Below are 16,679 nucleotides of genomic sequence, written 5' to 3' on the forward strand. Positions count from 1 at the left end.
TCACTCTTCACTCCTAACTCTTAATCCTTCACTTATTTATTTAGCCGCTTTATCCGCTGTGGGGGCGGCTTTCACCTTCATGACACCGTTCATGATTCGCCAGTGACCGGGGAATGTACAAACGAACGGGTACTCGCCGGGCTGGGCCGGAGCCGTAAATTTCAGGCGGTACGTCTGCTCGGGATTCACCAGGGGCGTTGCCGCTACTACCTGTGGAATCGTGGGCACGTAGTTCTTTTCCGCTCCGTCTTTCGCCGTAATCAGTTTGTCGGCAGCCGCACCAATTACCTCCAGCGACTTCGGTTTACCAATCACCACATTGTGCTGCATGGCGTCGATATTCTCGAAGATAATTTCCACCGGTTTGCCAGCCGTTACCGTGAATTCTTTTTTATCGAATTGCAGGGCTTCCTTGATCGGTTTCAAACGCACGGTTTCCACATTCGGATCAGCGGCCTGTTCCGTTGATAAACCCCAGGCTTGCAGCACCCGGCCCATACGGTCGCGGCTTTCGGACGGAATTGTATTGACCAGACTCGCCATAAAGGTTTTGTCGGCATCCTTCAGCGTCGCTTTCCGGCGGGGAGCCCAGCCTTCGGATACGCCTTTCAGAATAGCCGCACTGCCCGCCGGGTCCAGTTGCTGAGAGGCCCGCAGCAAGTCAACGACCGATTCGGCCGGGGCAGCAACGGTGTAGTTCCGGATGGCGCGTTCGAGCACAAACGCGTTCATGTTCTGCGGGGGGCGGTACGTCAGCTTGTGCGTATGGACGTTATTATTTTCCTTCCCTTCGGGCAGCACGTTGTTGCCGTCTACAGTGGCCACAATCGCGTAGTCACCGGCTCTCTCAAACGACACGTAAAAGCTGGTGTTCCAGGGACCGTTGTTCCCTTCCTGAATGGTGACGGTTTCGCCGGGTTTAATACCTGCCGTGTGTTTCTGGCTAACGTATTCCACTCTCCGGCCCTGGCCTTCCACCCGGATGTTCAGCGGAATGGGCGTTCCTTCCGGAATGGCAACACCGCCTTTGTTCGTTACTTCCACAAAGATTCGGGCCGATTCACGAACAAACGGAGAAGCCGGTTCGGTCCGGATTTTCGTCACCACCAGATCCGGTTTATCGTCCGACGATGCGGCCTCCGATTGGTTTGTGTTCTGGGCTGTCATGGCGCCGTGATCGTGGTGGCCGCTCATCGACTCCTGCGGTTTGGCCGCGGTTTTGCTGTTCTGAGCCAGTTGCTTGATGAAGGTTTGCATCAGCTTGCCATCGTGGCTGGTCAGAGCGCAGGCAAAGGCATCGGGCAGCCAACGGTCATTTATTTCCTGTGCGCTGTTCAGACGGGTTAAAATGGCCGTTTCAGACGCCGAACTGGAGGGCATTTCCGACAACGCCAGCAGCGTGTTCAGCACCACCAGCGGTTCTTTATCGTTCAGTGCGTTCGCCTGTAGCAGTGCATTAACCGAAGCCTCATTCCGGGGCAACACCTGAACCGCCGTTTTCCGAACACCCGCGCAGGCATGTTTCAGAGCCGCCGTAGCCGTTTGCAGCACGTTGGCATCCGAACCGTCCAGCGCGCCCAGACCGTGCAGGGTCCACAGCGCGTGAATAGCCGCCGGGTTGATGCCGATTTCGTCCAGCGATTGGTCTTTCACCAGTTCCAGCAGTTGCGGCACCACATCCTTCTGTCCGCGTTCGACCAGCAGACGCTGCGCCGTTTGCCGCCAGAACATATTGTTGTTTTTCAAAGCCGCCACCAATTCCTGCGGACGGTCTTTGCTCAGTGACAGGGGCGTGTAAGCTGGTGCTTTTTTGTAGGCAATCCGGTAAATCCGGCCGTGGGTGTAATCCCGCAAATCCGTTTCGTACGCATTTCCCGGTCCGTTTTTGGCCCCTTTAGGCGTTGGATTGTGCTGGATAATGAAGCTGTACCAATCGACCACCCAAACCGCACCATCCGGTCCGACTTCGGCAAAAACCGGCGCTACCCATTCGTCCGCACCCGCCAGCAGGTTGAAGCCCAACCCTTCGGTATCTTCGTAGTCGGTGCCGTTTTTCACCATGATGTTCTGATGAACAATGTGGCCGGTCGGTTCGGAAACGAAGGCAACTTTATTCCAGTACGCTTTCGGGAACGCGCGGGCGGTGTAGAAATTATGCCCGGCAGCCGCCGTAAATCCACCAAATACATCGACCTGCCGCACCTTTTCGGTAATCGGTTTCATGTCTTTGTGCGTATCGGTGCTGCGGCTTCCGCTGCCCATTCCACCCGGGAAATACCGGTGCGGAATGGCCTGGTACCAGCCGTGCGAGTTGTTGGCCGTTGAGCCGAAAACATCGCCCGTTTCGTTGAAGGCAAAGCCCCAGGTGTTGTTGGACGTACTGGTCACAAATTCCAGCTTCGAGCCATCGGGTTTGAACCGGAAAAAGCCCTGGCTGAATTTCAGGCTGTCTCCGCCAACTTTACCGACAAAACCCGAATACCCCACGCAACCCCAGATCCAGTTATCGAAACCGACGTGCAGGTTCGACGGTCCGGCGTGGGTATCGCCCGTTCCAAAGCCGGTAAACAGAATCTTTTTCTCATCGGCCTTGTCGTCGCCGTTGGTGTCTTTCAGGAACAGCATGTGCGGAGCCTGCGACACGATGACGCCACCGTTGTAGAACGCCAGACCCGTTGGAATGCTCAGTCCATCGGCAAACTTGGTAAACTTGTCGGCCTTGCCGTCTTTGTCGGTATCTTCACAAATAACAATGTAATCGGTACCGCCGGTATCCTTGCGCTCGTTCGGATAATCTTTGGTAATCAGAACAAAAAGCCGTCCGCGCTCATCCCATGCCATCGCAATCGGGTGCATCACGTCGGGTTCGTGGGCAAATTGTTCCAGCGTGAAATCCACCGGCACCTGAATGTGCTTCATGGATTCTTCGGGCGAGAGCGGCAACTGGCGCAGCTGCGGCCCCGAGCGTTTTTCGTAGTTCGGCAGATTGGCCTCCACATACTGGAACGCCTGCGGTTTCAGGTCGTCGTGCAGTTTCTTGACTTTATCCCCAACGGCCCACAGAATGCCCTGTTCGAGCAAATCCTGAAAACCCTGCACCGTCCAGGTCCGCTGATCGTGGCCGTAAGCCGTGTAGAAAACGCGGCCTTTTCCGTAGGTACGGGTCCAGGTATACGGTTCGGTTTTCTCGCCGGGTTTGTCGTTGGCCTGATCGGCCTTGATGTCGCGCACCGCCAGCACATTGTTGTCGGGCTGAAGCTGGCTGTGCAGATAGGTTTCGTCGTACGCCTTAAACGGCTTCAGCCCCATGATGGCCGGGTGGCCGGGCTGCACGGTTACCGTCTGGATGGTATCCATCCGGTGACGCCAGAACTGACCGCCCACCATCTTGACGTACTCCGGTGAGTTGCGGAAGCAGTACGAAGCACAGTGAACCGGAATCAGTCCTTTGCCGCTGGCCACAAAATCGAGCAGGGCTTTCTCCTGCGGTTTCGGAATGCTGTCCCAGTTGGCGTAAATCAGCAAGCCGTCGTATTTCGACAGGTTCTCGGCGTTGAGATCTTCCAGCCGGTCGGTATACGTAAAGTTAATGCCCTTGTCGCCCAGGGCGGCCATCAGCTCCGGCACCCGTTCGGCGGGTCGGTGGTGGCCGTTATCACCCAGAAATAGAATCTCTGTCCGACGCGGTTTGTCGGCGTTTGTGGCCGAAACACTCGCTCGTCCGCCCATATCGCGCGGATTGCTGGCCGGTTGCCGACGGGCGCAATCCGTCAGCAAAACCAGCAGTCCCAGGGTCAGGAACAGGTTATAGTTTTTCATGATAGGTTATTTTACGAAGTGATTATCAGCAAGAAACACCGGGGGCTGACGGCAGTTGATGGCAATGACCAGCGTCTTTCTCCGGTGTTTCTCAAAAATTATAAGCTCCCGAAGTCCGGCAGATTCTTCAGTTTTCCGCCTTCCATCGCTGAGTCGTGCGCCAGAATTCCGACGCTCGTCCAGTTGGCCGACTGCACGGCATTGGGGAACGGATCGCGGTCTTCGACAATGGCCGACACAAATTCGTGCACCATGTGCGGGTGCGAACCACCGTGGCCGCTGCCCTGTACAAACGACAGGTGCGAATTTTCGGCCAGATCGTAAACGCCCTGCGTCGTAAACTGCTGGATTTCTTCGGGCAGGTAGTGCGCATAATCCGGCACTTTCACCCGCTCCGGAATCTCGTGTTCGGCTTTTTTAGCCGTGTGAATCACTGGATCTTCGCCCTCAATTAACGGCCATTCGAACGATTTCTGCGAACCGTAGACTTCAAAACTTTCGCGGTACTGGCGGGCCGTATCGAACAGGGAGCGGTAGACGTAGGCCGACAAATCGCTGTTCTTAAACTTGATGTGTGCCGATTCAATGGCAAACGGCGAATTGTAATGCGGAATCAGCTCTTCGCGGATCGTTCCGGAACCAAAGCACGAGACGTATTCGGCTTCCAGTTTCAGCAGACCGGACACCGGACCTACACAGTGCGTTGCGTAGTGCATCGGCGGCAAACCGGGCCAGTAGCCGGGCCAGCCGTCCATATCCTGCTGGTGGCTCGCTTTCAGAAACTGAATTTTACCCAGCTCCCCTTTTTCATACAATTCCTTGACAAACAGAAACTCCCGGCTATAAACCACCGTCTCCATCATCATGTACTTCTTGCCGGTTTCGTTGCAGGCTTTCACAATTTCCATGCACTCCTCGACCGTCGTGGCCATCGGCACCGTGCAGGCAACGTGCTTTCCGGCCCGCAGCGCCTTCAGCGATTGCTCGGCGTGGTTGTGAATGGGCGAATTGATGTGTACTGCATCCACCTCGGGGTCGGCCAGCAGGTCGTCGATGTTGTTATACCGTTTCTCGATTCCGAACGCATCGCCGATTTCGTTGAGTTTCTCGGTGTTACGCTGGCAGATGGCATACATGTTCGTATGCGGATGGCGCTGGTAAATGGGGATGAACTCGGCTCCGAAGCCCAGTCCAACAATAGCAACATTGATTTTCATACGCGTCAGACGAAAGCTAAACTTCGTCTCTTCATTTGGATTTGGAATGACCGGCAACGGGTGATGACGGCCACGGGTTTATAAATTGATTGATAAATACGGGTCCATTCGGCACCTTAAACGGGAGGAGCTCTTTTGTCCACTCCGGCTAATTCCTATTTATTCTCAAACAATTACCACAAATGTAACGAACAAATGGCGATTCTTCTCGGCTTTTCTTGTCCAATACCGATTGTATTTTAACCAAAAAAGTTTGATAAATTTGGCAAAAACAGCAAAAGAGAGCAAACCCATGCGGAACGCCCTGCGTAAAGACCTTGAACCCGTCGCTTCTTCGTTTATTGTCAAAGAACTCATTGACCCTCATTTTGACCCCAATTGGCACTTTCATCCGCATTACCAGTTGTTTCTGGTAGAAGAAGGCTCCGGAACCCGTTTCATTGGCGATTCGATCAAGCCGTTTGCGGAAGGCGACCTGGTGTTTCTGGGTCCGAATCTGCCCCACCTCTGGCGTAGCGATCAGATTTTTTTCCAGCGCGACTCGGGCCGCATCACCCGGGGCATTGTTCTGTATTTTTCGGAAGATTTCCTGGGCGATCAATTTTTCGACAAACCGGAAATGAGCTTAATCCAGCAATTGCTGCTGCACGCCCGGCGGGGTCTGGAATGGACCGGCCCCACCCGCGACCGGGTTCGCCATACCCTGCATAAGCTGATCGCTCAACCCCTGGGTTTTACCCGTGTTCTGACCCTGCTGAGTTTGTTTGATGAACTTTCCCACGCCACCGATTTCCAGTTTATCACGAGTTTGGGCTACACCAACACCGTCAAGCCGTCGGAAACGGACCGGATGCAGCAGGTTCATAATTACGTGCTGGGACATTTCCACGACGATATCAGTCTGGATACCGTGGCCGATCTGGCGGGAATGACGCCCCCGGCTTTCTGCCGGTATTTTAAAGCCCGGGCCAACAAAACGTTTTCCGAGTTTGTGTCCGAAATCCGCATTGGCCACTCCTGCAAGTTACTAATGGAGGGTAAACTGAGTGTTACGCAGGTTAGCTACGAAAGCGGGTATCGTACGCTTTCCAACTTTAACCGACAGTTTAAGGGCATTACGGGCCAAACACCGTCGGAATACGTCCGAACCGTCCGGGCGGTATAATGGCCGACTGTGGGCTTTTGCTATCTTTGCGCCCATGCAGGGCACCATTCTAATTATCGACGATGAAGACCGGCTTCGCCAGCTTCTGGCTCGTCTTCTCAGCCTTGAAGGCTATCGGGTTCTGGAAGCCAACAACGCCCGCAACGGCCTCCGCATACTCGAACAGGAAGAAATTCATCTGGTGATCAGCGATGTCAAACTACCGGACAAAAACGGTATTGAACTTTCCGCTCAGATCAAACAGCTTTATCCGACCACCGAAATCATTGTGCTAACGGCTTTTGGCACGATCGCCGACGGGGTAACCGCCATTAAAAATGGCGCCTTCGACTACATTACGAAGGGCGACGACAATGACCGCATTATCCCGCTCGTTAGCCGGGCCATCGAAAAAGCCCAATTACAGTTTCGCATACGGCAACTGGAGGAGAAGGTCAACAAACGCTACGGTTTTGAAAGCATTATTGGCGAATCGAAAGCCATCCGGCAAGCCGTTGATCTGGCCCGAAAAGTAGCCGTTACCGACACCACCGTTCTGCTGACGGGTGAAACCGGAACCGGCAAAGAAGTTTTTGCGCAGGCCATTCATCAGGCCAGTTCCCGGCGGGCGGGCACTTTTGTCGCCGTCAATTGCAGCGCACTGGGCAAGGAGATTCTGGAAAGTGAGTTGTTTGGGCACCGGGCGGGGGCCTTTACGGGAGCTTCCCGCGATAAGAAAGGGTTGTTTGAAGAAGCGCATAAAGGCACCATCTTTCTGGACGAAATTGGTGAGATGGCGCTTGATTTACAGGCCAAACTGCTGCGGGTGCTGGAAACGCACGAATTCATGCGTGTGGGCGATACCAAACCAACCAGGGTGGATGTGCGCGTGGTGGCGGCAACGAATCGGGATCTGGAGCAGGAAGCCACAGCCGGACATTTCCGACTGGATTTGTATTACCGGCTTTCGGTGTTTCGCATTGAACTCCCCTCCCTCCGCGACCGGCGCGACGACATTCCGGCCCTCGCCAGGCAGTTTGCCCGGCAAAGTGCGTTGAAAATTGGCAAACGCGACGTGACGTTAAGCCCGGATTTTGAACAAAAACTCCGTCAGCACGGCTGGAAGGGCAATATTCGGGAGTTGAAAAATGTGATTGAACGAGCCGTTATTCTCGCCGATGGACCGGAATTAACCCTGGATCTGCTGCCTTACGATCTGCTGTATGCCGGAAAAACCATTTCAAACGGACCGGTTTACGATCTGGCGCAGATCGAGGAAAACCACATTCGCTACGTTCTCCACCACACCAACGGCAACAAAGCCGAAGCCGCCCGGCTCCTCAACATCGGCCTCACAACGCTCTACCGCAAAATCACAGAATACCGGATTAATTAGGAGTTAAGAATTAAGAGTGATGAGTTGGCTACCGCAACGCTACTCTTAATTCTTAACTCTCAATTCTTAACTCTAATAAGCGGTTTCTGTCACCGTGGTGGTGGATGAAATGAACGCCAGCAGGTCGCTGTTTAGTTGATCCTTTCGGGTGAAGAATAATCCGTGGGGCTCTCCTTCGTACACCAGCAGTTGCGACTGCGGAATCATGGCGTGTGTTTTCTGGCCTGATGCCTCAAAAGGCACAGTGGCATCCGAATCACCATGAATAATCAGCGTTGGAATGTTGATGGCCGCCATATCCGAACGAAAATCCGTGCCCGAAAAAGCCCTGACACATTCGATGGTGGCCCTGGGTGAACCCAGCAACGCCAGCGTCTGATTCCATTGCAGGAAGGAATCGCTCACCGGATGACTCAGCAGACTGACGCCGTAGAATTGTTTGCCGAATGTCGCCAGAAAGTCGGCGCGGTCGGCCTGTATTTTTTCCAGCATTTCGTCGAAAACCGATTGATCAACGCCATCCTGATTATCGTCGGCTTTCAGCAAGTACGGCGTTACTGCGCTTACCAGAACAATTTTCGAAACCCGATCGGCTCCATACCGGCTTACATACCGCACCACCTCGCCCCCACCCATCGAAAAGCCGACCAGCGTGACATTACGCAGGTCCAGTTCGTCCAGAACCGCTTTCAGATCAGCCGCCAGTGTATCGTAATCATAACCGTCCCACGGTTTCGACGATTTGCCAAAACCCCGGCGGTCGTAGGCAATGCAGCGCAAACCGTGCCTGGGCAGTTCGGTCATCTGATATTCCCACATTTCGTGGCTCAGGGGCCAACCATGAATCAATACCACGGGATTGCCCGTTCCCCAATCCTGATAGAAGAGATTGACCGGCTCACCATTGGCAGCGGTTCCAGCTTGAATGTAACTCATAACGTCGATTGATTAAAGTGATCGCTATACTAACGGTTCTGCCGCCTGGTTGGATTTTTATTCAGCAGGAAACTGATTGAATAGCCTGAAAATCAGCAGGACAAAATACTACCGCCGATCCTCAACACCCGGCTCACACGGAATTTCAATCAAACAGATTCAACTGTCGTTTGCGCAGAAAACGGGTGGTATCCAGCCTGGGCAATCCACTATCCGGCATGTACTTATTAATAGCCATCTGGTGAAACTGCCGAATTTGCTCCGCAAACCTGCCCTCGCCCGCCATGCGGGTACCAAACCGGGAGTCGCTCAACTGTCCGCCGTGGCAGTCCCGAATCTGGTCCAGCACTTTGCCCGCCCGGTCGGGGTAATTTTTCCGAATCCAGTCTTCAAACAACGGACCGACGGCACCATTCAGCCGGACAATCGTATACCCTGCCCAAATTGCGCCATGTTGTGCCGCCAGTTCGACTAATCGGGGAACATCCTTCTCGTTCAGACTGGGTATAATAGGAGCCGTCATCACCCCAACCGGAACGCCAATGCCCGACAGTTCTTTGATAACCTGCAACCGGCGCTGGGCCGTCACCGTACGGGGTTCCATCTTCTGGCGCAACTCTTCGTCCAGCGTTGTAATCGTTATCAAGACCACGACAAGGTTCTGAGCCGCCAGTTGCTGCAACAGGTCTTTATCGCGCAGAATCAGGGCGTTTTTGGTGATAATACTAACCGGATTGCGGTACAGCAGACACAGTTCCAGCATACGGCGGGTCAGCCGAAACCGGCGTTCGGCGGGTTGGTAGCAATCGGTATTTCCGGATAAATGAATCGCTTCCGGCTGGTAGTTTTTAGACAGAAACTCTTTTTCCAGCAACTCCGGCGCATTCTTTTTGACCATGATCTTGGTTTCAAAATCGAGTCCCGCCGAGAAGCCCCAGTACTCGTGCGAATTACGCGCGTAACAATAGATGCAACCGTGTTCGCAGCCCAAATAGGGATTTACGGAAGCCATAAAACCAATGTCCGAGCTGTTGGGACGGCTAATTATTTGCTTCGGATTGTCTTCATAAAACCGCGTTTGCACGGTTGGTTCCGGAAAATCCTCATCCGGAACATTCTGCTCCCCGTCCGGTTCTATCTGAAGTTTCTGGAAACGATTATGGGTATTCACCTGTGCCCCGCGTCCTTTGAGATAATCGTTTTTCATAGTAATATATTTCAATAATGGACGATCAATGATACAAGTAAAACATATAAGCCACAAGTAACACACAAGGTTTTTTATCTTTATAGTAGCATAGACGACGGGTTGGGGTGTTAATTTTTCTTAAAGCTTCAGCGATTATTGCCAACCCATTTGTTTATCGCGAACTTGCCACGCATATGAAACTCCTGTTTGTCTTTCTTTTTGTTACCTCTGCTGCTTTGTGTCAAACGCCGAAGTACATCATCGGCAAAGTACTGGATCAGGAAACGGATCAGGGCGTTAACAATGCCAGCGTGATCAACAAACGCTCGCTGGCGGTGGGGCGCACCAATCAGATTGGCAATTATTACTTGCAGGTAAAACCCGGTGATTCGGTGGTCGTAACCAGCCCCACCCACGGCCGGAAAGCATTCCGCTGGGACGGAACCACCCAGCAGCCGGTGCTACGGATGAAGCGCGAATTGGCGGATAATGTGATTAATCTGGCAGAGGTTACGGTACGGGGCAAACAGGAAGCCGAACTCAAACGCGAACTCGAACAACTGCTAAGTGAACCCGAAGCCAAACGGGGCGTAACGGCCGAACAGGTATTGGATCGGGCGGCTTCGGGCTCAGTAATTACCCTACTCTACGAAGCATTCAGCCGACGGGCCAAGTCCGACCGCAAAGCACTTGTGCTGATGCAGGAAGATCGGAGGCATAAACTAGCCCTTTACCGCTTTGAACTGGTGGCAGGCCGCGCAACCGATCTGACGGGCAACGACCTGGAAAAATTTAAGGAATTTTGCCAGCTTGACGACATGGCAATCCTGCAAGCCAGCGAATACGAACTGACGTTTGCCATCTTACAGTGCCTAAAAGCCTTTAAACGCTAGTTTTAAAGCGTTTATCTCCTCTAGTAAGTATACTTAGAAGTTACTTGCCCAGTAAGTTGTTATACCTAGAAAACAAAAAAGCCATGCGGGATTTCCCTCATGGCTTTCTGATTTACTCAACGTTATGAAAAACTTTTCTTTTCAATGCAAATATATATGATTAGTTATGATATAAAATTTAAAATAGTCAAAAAAATTTTACACCATTAACAAACCCGAAACAACACTTTGTTTATCAACTACTTAACCGTAAACTAAAAACTGACTACGAAAACCCAATTTAGGTACTATTACTTATCAGACATCATTCAGGATCAAGCCATCCCGAATAGTAAGCTTCCGGTCGGCCATATCGGCCAGTAACTCATTATGGGTTACAATCACAAAAGCCTGCCCTAACTCATCACGTAACCGAAAAAATAGCTTGTGAAGTTCCTCAGCATTATGCGAATCCAGATTACCGCTGGGCTCATCGGCGAAAATAATGGCGGGAGAATTAACCAAGGCCCGGGCAACGGCTGTTCGCTGCTGCTCTCCTCCCGACAATTGAGATGGTAAATGGCCCTTACGGTCACCTACGCCCAGAATATTTAATAATTCCTCGGCCCGGGTACGCACCTTTTTCTCGTCATGACCGGCAATAAATCCCGGTAAACAGACATTCTCCAGGGCCGTAAACTCGGCCATCAGATTATGGAACTGGAAAACAAAGCCAATCCGTTCGTTTCGGAAGCGGGCCAGTTCTTTTTCGTTTAATTTAAACACATTCTGCCCCGCCAGCGTAATCTGGCCTGAATCCGGACGGTCAAGTGTCCCTAAAATATGCAGCAGTGTGCTTTTACCGGCACCGGAAGCGCCAACGATGGAAACAACTTCTCCCGGTTGTATACTCAGGTTTATTCCCTTCAGAACGGGCAGATCGCCGTGGGAACGGGTTATATGGATGGCTTCCAGAAGCGGTTGCATAGACGATAAGCGGGTCAGAGTAGAGCGAAAAACTGGTTTTTATCAGCGTGTCAAGTTCTCTGCTGAATTTTAAAACCAAAAGAAGTTGTTCCGCTAAATTTCGTTAAACTATCTTTACACGCGAAAGTAATGTTTTTTTCACCATTCCTTGTTTTGCTCCATATGAACATTCACGAGTACCAGGGTAAAGAGATATTGAAACACTACGGTGTCCGGGTTCAGGAAGGCACCGTAGCTGAATCGCCCGAAAAAGCCGTTGAAGCCGCCAAGCAGATCATGGCGCAAACTAATTCGAAGTTTGTCGTAGTTAAATCGCAGATCCACGCCGGAGGCCGCGGTAAAGGAAAAATCCAGGGTTCGGAACAACGTGGAGTTCAAGTGGCCAAGTCGGTTGATGAGGTACGCGAAATTTCCAAAAATATCATCGGCAATGTCCTGGTAACGCACCAGACCGGTCCCGAAGGTCGGAAAGTCAATAAAGTTCTGGTTGCTCAGGATGTTTATTATCCCGGCGCTTCCGAGCCAAAAGAATATTACATCGGTATTCTGCTGGATCGGGCTAAAGCCTGCAACGTGATCATGGCCAGCACCGAAGGCGGTATGGACATTGAAGAAGTAGCCGAGCATTCGCCCGAAAAAATTGTTAAGGAATGGGTTGATCCCACCATCGGCCTGCAACCGTTCCAGGTGCGAAACATCGCTTTTGCGCTGGGTCTGGAAGGGGAAGCCTTCAAAGAAATGGTGAAGTTCATCGGAGCGCTTTACAAAGCGTATGTCGAAACGGATTCATCCATGTTTGAAATTAACCCGGTGCTGAAAACATCGGACAACAAAATTCTGGCGGTGGATGCCAAGGTGAACCTGGACGACAACGCCCTGTACCGTCACCCCGACCTGAAAAACCTCCGCGACATTGCGGAAGAAGATCCGTTGGAAGTGGAAGCAACGGCCAACGACCTGAACTACGTCAAACTCGACGGTAACGTAGGTTGTATGGTAAACGGTGCCGGTCTGGCGATGGCTACGATGGACATCATCAAACTGTCGGGTGGCGAGCCTGCCAACTTCCTGGATGTAGGGGGTGGTGCAAACGCCAAAACCGTAGAAGCAGGCTTCCGGATTATTCTGAAAGACCCGAACGTGAAAGCAATTCTGATCAATATCTTTGGCGGTATTGTTCGCTGTGATCGCGTTGCTACCGGGGTTGTGGAAGCTTATAAAGCCATTGGCGATATTAAAGTACCGATCATTGTCCGGTTGCAGGGAACGAACGCCGAAGAAGGTGCCCGTATCATCGATGAATCCGGCCTGAAAGTATTCTCAGCCGTCCAGTTGAAAGATGCCGCTGCGAAAGTGAAGCAGGTGCTGGAAGAAATGGGGGCTTAAGAGCCTGTTAGAAAAAGTTGTTTCGCGGAGTTAAGCGGAGAACCGTTGAGTTAAGCAGAGGAAACTCCGCTCATCTTGTTGTTCTCCGCTTAACTCCGCGAAACTTTTTAGCGGCTTGCCCGCTGATAGTACTTCATTGCATCCGGCATTTGTTTTTCCAGATCCCGAATCCGGCGCTCGTCGGACGGGTGAGTTGACAAAAACTCCGGTGGTTTCTGGCCCGATCCGGCTTTGGCCATCCGGCCCCAGAAGTTGACGGCTTCCTGCGGATTGTAACCCGCCATAGCCATAAAAATCAGGCCCAGCTTGTCGGCTTCCGATTCCTGCGACCGGCTGTGCGGCAGCGCCCGGCCCACCTGATAAGCCGCCGGAAGCCCCGCTCCTACGGCTTGCAGCAGCAGCGCATTGGTCTGGCTACGCTGGTTTTGCGAAAGCGAGCCCAGTACCAACTGACCTCCCTGCAATAAGCCGTTGGCAACCAGCTCTTCACTCATCCGCTCGTTCCCGTGCTCGGCAATGGCGTGCGACACTTCGTGCCCCATGACCGTAGCAACACCGGCTTCGTTCTGTGTATAAGGCAGGATACCCGTATAAAAAGCAACCTTTCCACCCGGCATACACCAGGCGTTCACCTGCGGACTTTCGATCAGATTAAATTCCCACTGAAATCCGTTTAGCCTTTCACTCAGGTTATTCGCGGCCATATACGTTTCTACGGCTTTTTGAATACGCGCCCCTACCCGTTTAATCATATCTTCCTGACCTCCGGAGCGAACCACACGGCTCGAATCCAGAACGCCTTTATAATTTGAAAAACTCAACGGTAACATCTGGTTATTAGGAATTAACACCAGTTGGTTCCGACCGGTAAGCGGCACTTTCTGACAGGCAATTACCAGGCCAGTCATCAACATGGCCATTATCGCTCTTTTCATAATTAGAATATAATTGTGTTTAGAAATTCTGACGCCAAAACTATTTACAAGAGACTGTTGTTAGCTCGACTTTGTTCAATTTTTTTAACAAGCGTGCGGTTGAGCCGTCTTTCCTGTTTAGATTTGCGACCGGAGAAAAAGTTTAAATCGCATGAAAATCATCGCCGTTGGACGGAATTACGCGGAGCACATCAAAGAACTGAATAACGAGCAGCCCGACGATCCGGTTATTTTCACCAAACCAGAGACGGCCATTCTGCGCCCCGGCGATCCTTTCTTCTACCCCGACTTTTCGACCGATATTCACCACGAAGTGGAGATTGTCGTGCGCATCGGCCGCACGGGTAAAAACATTGAGCAAAAGTTTGCGCACCGCTATTATGACGAAATCGGCGTTGGCATCGACTTTACGGCGCGCGATCTGCAATCGAAGCTGAAAGCCAAAGGACTGCCGTGGGACCTGGCCAAAGGGTTTAACGGTTCGGCTCCCATGTCGGCGTTTGTACCCAAAACGGATTTCCCGGACCTGAAAAACCTGAATTTCCGGCTCGATGTAAACGGCGAAACCCGGCAGGTGGGCAATACGTCCATGATGCTGTTCCAGATTGACTATCTGATTTCCTTTGTTTCCAACTATTTTATGCTCCTTCAGGGCGACATCCTTTTTACCGGTACGCCGAAAGGCGTTGGCCCCGTACAGGTTGGCGACCGGCTGACGGCTTACATTGAAGACCGGAAAATGTTGGAATTTGACGTAAAATAGCCAACGGATTCAGGAAGTGGGATTATGGTAGAAATCGTGAGAAAAAAGTTATTTTATACAAGTCTGGCTGGCTTTTTCCTGCTGATTCAGTGGGCGGGTTTCGGGCAAAAACCAGACAAGACCATCCTGAAAGCCGTTCAACCCGGTTATTTTCTGTTTCCTATTATGCCCGGCGAAGCCAACTCGCTCTCGGGCGGTCTGGGCGATCTGCGTCCGAACCACTTCCACGCCGGTATTGACATCCGAACCGCCCAGCGCGAAGGATTGGATGTGTACGCAGCCGCCGACGGCTACATTTCACGCATTGCGGTGTTTACGGGCGGGTACGGCAATGTGGTTTTCATCAAACACCCCAACGGTCTGACAACGGTTTACGGCCATTTAAAAACCCTGAACGATACGCTGGGCCAGTATTTACGGGCCGAACAATACAAAAAACAGACATTTGAAATTGATCTGCGTCCAGAACCGAACCAGTTTCCGGTAAAAAAAGGTCAGATCATTGCTCTGTCGGGGAATACCGGCGGATCGGGCGGCCCGCACCTGCACTTTGAAATCCGGGACGATAAGAATAACCTGCTCAATCCGCTGCTTTTTGGCTTTGAGGAAATTGAAGACAACGTTCCTCCTTTCTTCGAACGCATTGCCCTGCAACCCCTGACGCCCACATCCCGCGTCAACGGCCAGGCTGGTCGGTTGGCCCTCACACCGGTTCGGCAGTCCAACGGCACGTATGTGCTGACGCAGCCCGTTTCGGCCAGTGGCCTGATTGGGCTGGAAGTGCTGGCTCACGACCGTACCAGTGGTTCGCCGTTCAAAAACGGGCTCACCTGCATCGAAATTCAACTGGACGATCAGGAGGTATTTGCCTACAACATGAACAACTTCCCGAACGAGGAAACCCGGCTGATTAATCTCCACATGAATTACGGGATTGAGCAGTTGACGGGCCAGCGGTTTCACCGGTGTTACATTGCCGACGGTAATACGTTAAACCTGTACCGCTATGATCAAAGACAGGGAAAACTGCCGCTCTTCGACGGCAAACCCCACGAAGTCCGCATTACATTATACGACTGTTTCCAGCACACCACCAGCCTGCGGTTTACGGTTTTGCCCGAAACCGAAAATGCCGTATTGGGTAAGCTGACGCCGAGCAAATCACCAACGGTCCTTTCTAGTTCGGTAGAAGAAAATACGCTGATTATCAGAGCCCGTAATTTCCCGACGGCGGAGGCTCCCACCGCTCAGGTGTTTATGAAGAATGCCGTGATGGGTTTAGGAGCGAGTTACATTCGGGCCAATGAAGCTTACTACATTATAGATTTACAGAAAAACCTGCCGGATTCGGTACAGATTGGCAAAGCCGTTTTGCCGCTGAATTTTAGGAAACGGATTTTGCCCGGCAAAGCAGATACGTACCGTGATTCATCCATTACCGTTGCGTTTGGTCCGGAAAGCCTGTACGATACGCTGCACCTGGCCGTTTCGACAACCGGCAACCGGCTGACGATCAATCAGGGAACGATTGCGTTAAAAGACCATATCGAGGTTGACTTTATCCCTGCCGAGCCGGTAGAAGATCCGCGGAAAACGCAGATGTATCTGATCAACGGCAAACGGCGCTATTATGTGGGCGGTTTCTGGAAAAACAACCATTTTCAGTTCCGAAGCCGTCAACTGGGCACGTTTCAGTTGCTAACCGATCCGAACCCGCCCACGGTCAAGTTTCTGCGAAAAGACCACACCGCGCTGGTGGCAACGGTAAAAGATGATCTGTCGGGGCTGGATACCGTGCGGGCGATGGTCAACGGCGAGTGGATTTTAATGCAGTACGATTACAAAAGAGCCCTGGTTTGGTCGGATAAATTGGATCCTGCGAAACCGTTTGAAGGCTCGGTGGTGTTAGAAGCAAAAGACCGGGCCGGTAACGTAACCACGGTAACGGTCTTGCTGCCACCCGCTCCCCGACCAATGACCGTTGATTCGTCAGACGTTCGGGAGAACGAAAAATAACCGTTGGCAGCCTCTTTTA

12 protein-coding genes and 1 pseudogene are annotated in these 16,679 nt (G+C 52.1%); 7 read left to right on the plus strand and 6 right to left on the minus strand.

Annotated features, from left to right (window positions below; genetic code table 11):
• Window positions 1-36 precede the first annotated feature (36 nt).
• Window positions 37-3,819, minus strand: a complete 3,783-nt coding sequence (locus tag LX87_RS25115; protein WP_111631070.1) for a PVC-type heme-binding CxxCH protein — start codon at window positions 3,817-3,819, stop codon at window positions 37-39.
• Window positions 3,820-3,917: 98 nt separating this feature from the next.
• Complete coding sequence (locus LX87_RS25120) at window positions 3,918-5,036, minus strand: Gfo/Idh/MocA family protein (RefSeq protein ID WP_111631267.1); 1,119 nt, start codon at window positions 5,034-5,036, stop codon at window positions 3,918-3,920.
• A gap of 292 nt (window positions 5,037-5,328) precedes the next feature.
• On the opposite strand from LX87_RS25120, the gene LX87_RS25125 reads away from it, so the two are divergent.
• The 3 genes and pseudogenes from LX87_RS25125 (at window position 5,329) to LX87_RS29480 (ending at window position 7,576) form a co-directional block, all read left to right on the plus strand.
• Complete coding sequence (locus tag LX87_RS25125; RefSeq protein WP_111631071.1) at window positions 5,329-6,201, plus strand: helix-turn-helix domain-containing protein; 873 nt, start codon at window positions 5,329-5,331, stop codon at window positions 6,199-6,201.
• A gap of 34 nt (window positions 6,202-6,235) precedes the next feature.
• Window positions 6,236-7,165: pseudogene (locus LX87_RS25130) on the plus strand (sigma-54-dependent transcriptional regulator); the annotation flags it as partial.
• The gene (locus LX87_RS29480) at window positions 7,151-7,576 is read left to right on the plus strand and encodes an AAA-type ATPase lid domain-containing protein (RefSeq protein WP_510186292.1); all 426 of its coding nucleotides are present in this window, start codon (window positions 7,151-7,153) and stop codon (window positions 7,574-7,576) included. The pseudogene LX87_RS25130 and the gene LX87_RS29480, both read left to right, overlap by 15 nt.
• Before the next feature lie 72 nt (window positions 7,577-7,648).
• Here the strand turns inward: LX87_RS29480 and LX87_RS25135 are convergent, their stop codons facing one another.
• A complete protein-coding gene (locus LX87_RS25135; RefSeq protein WP_111631073.1) occupies window positions 7,649-8,512 on the minus strand; it encodes an alpha/beta fold hydrolase in 864 nt (287 codons plus the stop codon).
• A 145-nt stretch (window positions 8,513-8,657) separates the two neighbouring features.
• Window positions 8,658-9,719, minus strand: a complete 1,062-nt coding sequence (locus LX87_RS25140; protein WP_111631074.1) for a PA0069 family radical SAM protein — start codon at window positions 9,717-9,719, stop codon at window positions 8,658-8,660.
• 176 nt (window positions 9,720-9,895) lie between these two features.
• Between LX87_RS25140 and LX87_RS25145 the strand changes: the two genes are divergently transcribed.
• On the plus strand, window positions 9,896-10,594 hold the full coding sequence (locus LX87_RS25145) for a hypothetical protein (protein WP_111631075.1): 699 nt from the start codon (window positions 9,896-9,898) through the stop codon (window positions 10,592-10,594).
• A 297-nt stretch (window positions 10,595-10,891) separates the two neighbouring features.
• Here LX87_RS25145 and LX87_RS25150 read toward each other — a convergent pair whose 3' ends face one another.
• Window positions 10,892-11,560, minus strand: a complete 669-nt coding sequence (locus LX87_RS25150; RefSeq protein WP_111631076.1) for an ABC transporter ATP-binding protein — start codon at window positions 11,558-11,560, stop codon at window positions 10,892-10,894.
• 162 nt (window positions 11,561-11,722) lie between these two features.
• Between LX87_RS25150 and sucC the strand changes: the two genes are divergently transcribed.
• Complete coding sequence (gene sucC / locus LX87_RS25155) at window positions 11,723-12,946, plus strand: ADP-forming succinate--CoA ligase subunit beta (RefSeq protein ID WP_111631268.1); 1,224 nt, start codon at window positions 11,723-11,725, stop codon at window positions 12,944-12,946.
• 107 nt (window positions 12,947-13,053) lie between these two features.
• On the opposite strand, the gene LX87_RS25160 is transcribed toward sucC, so the two are convergent.
• Complete coding sequence (locus LX87_RS25160) at window positions 13,054-13,881, minus strand: M48 family metallopeptidase (protein WP_111631077.1); 828 nt, start codon at window positions 13,879-13,881, stop codon at window positions 13,054-13,056.
• 151 nt (window positions 13,882-14,032) lie between these two features.
• Here LX87_RS25160 and LX87_RS25165 point away from each other — a divergent pair, with 151 nt between their 5' ends.
• Both LX87_RS25165 and LX87_RS25170 read left to right on the plus strand, forming a co-directional pair.
• Complete coding sequence (locus LX87_RS25165; RefSeq protein WP_111631078.1) at window positions 14,033-14,644, plus strand: fumarylacetoacetate hydrolase family protein; 612 nt, start codon at window positions 14,033-14,035, stop codon at window positions 14,642-14,644.
• Window positions 14,645-14,680: 36 nt separating this feature from the next.
• Complete coding sequence (locus tag LX87_RS25170; RefSeq protein ID WP_229310818.1) at window positions 14,681-16,660, plus strand: M23 family metallopeptidase; 1,980 nt, start codon at window positions 14,681-14,683, stop codon at window positions 16,658-16,660.
• Window positions 16,661-16,679 lie beyond the last annotated feature (19 nt).

The organism is Larkinella arboricola (assembly GCF_003259745.1).
Taxonomy (GTDB): Bacteria; Bacteroidota; Bacteroidia; order Cytophagales; family Spirosomataceae; genus Larkinella; species Larkinella arboricola.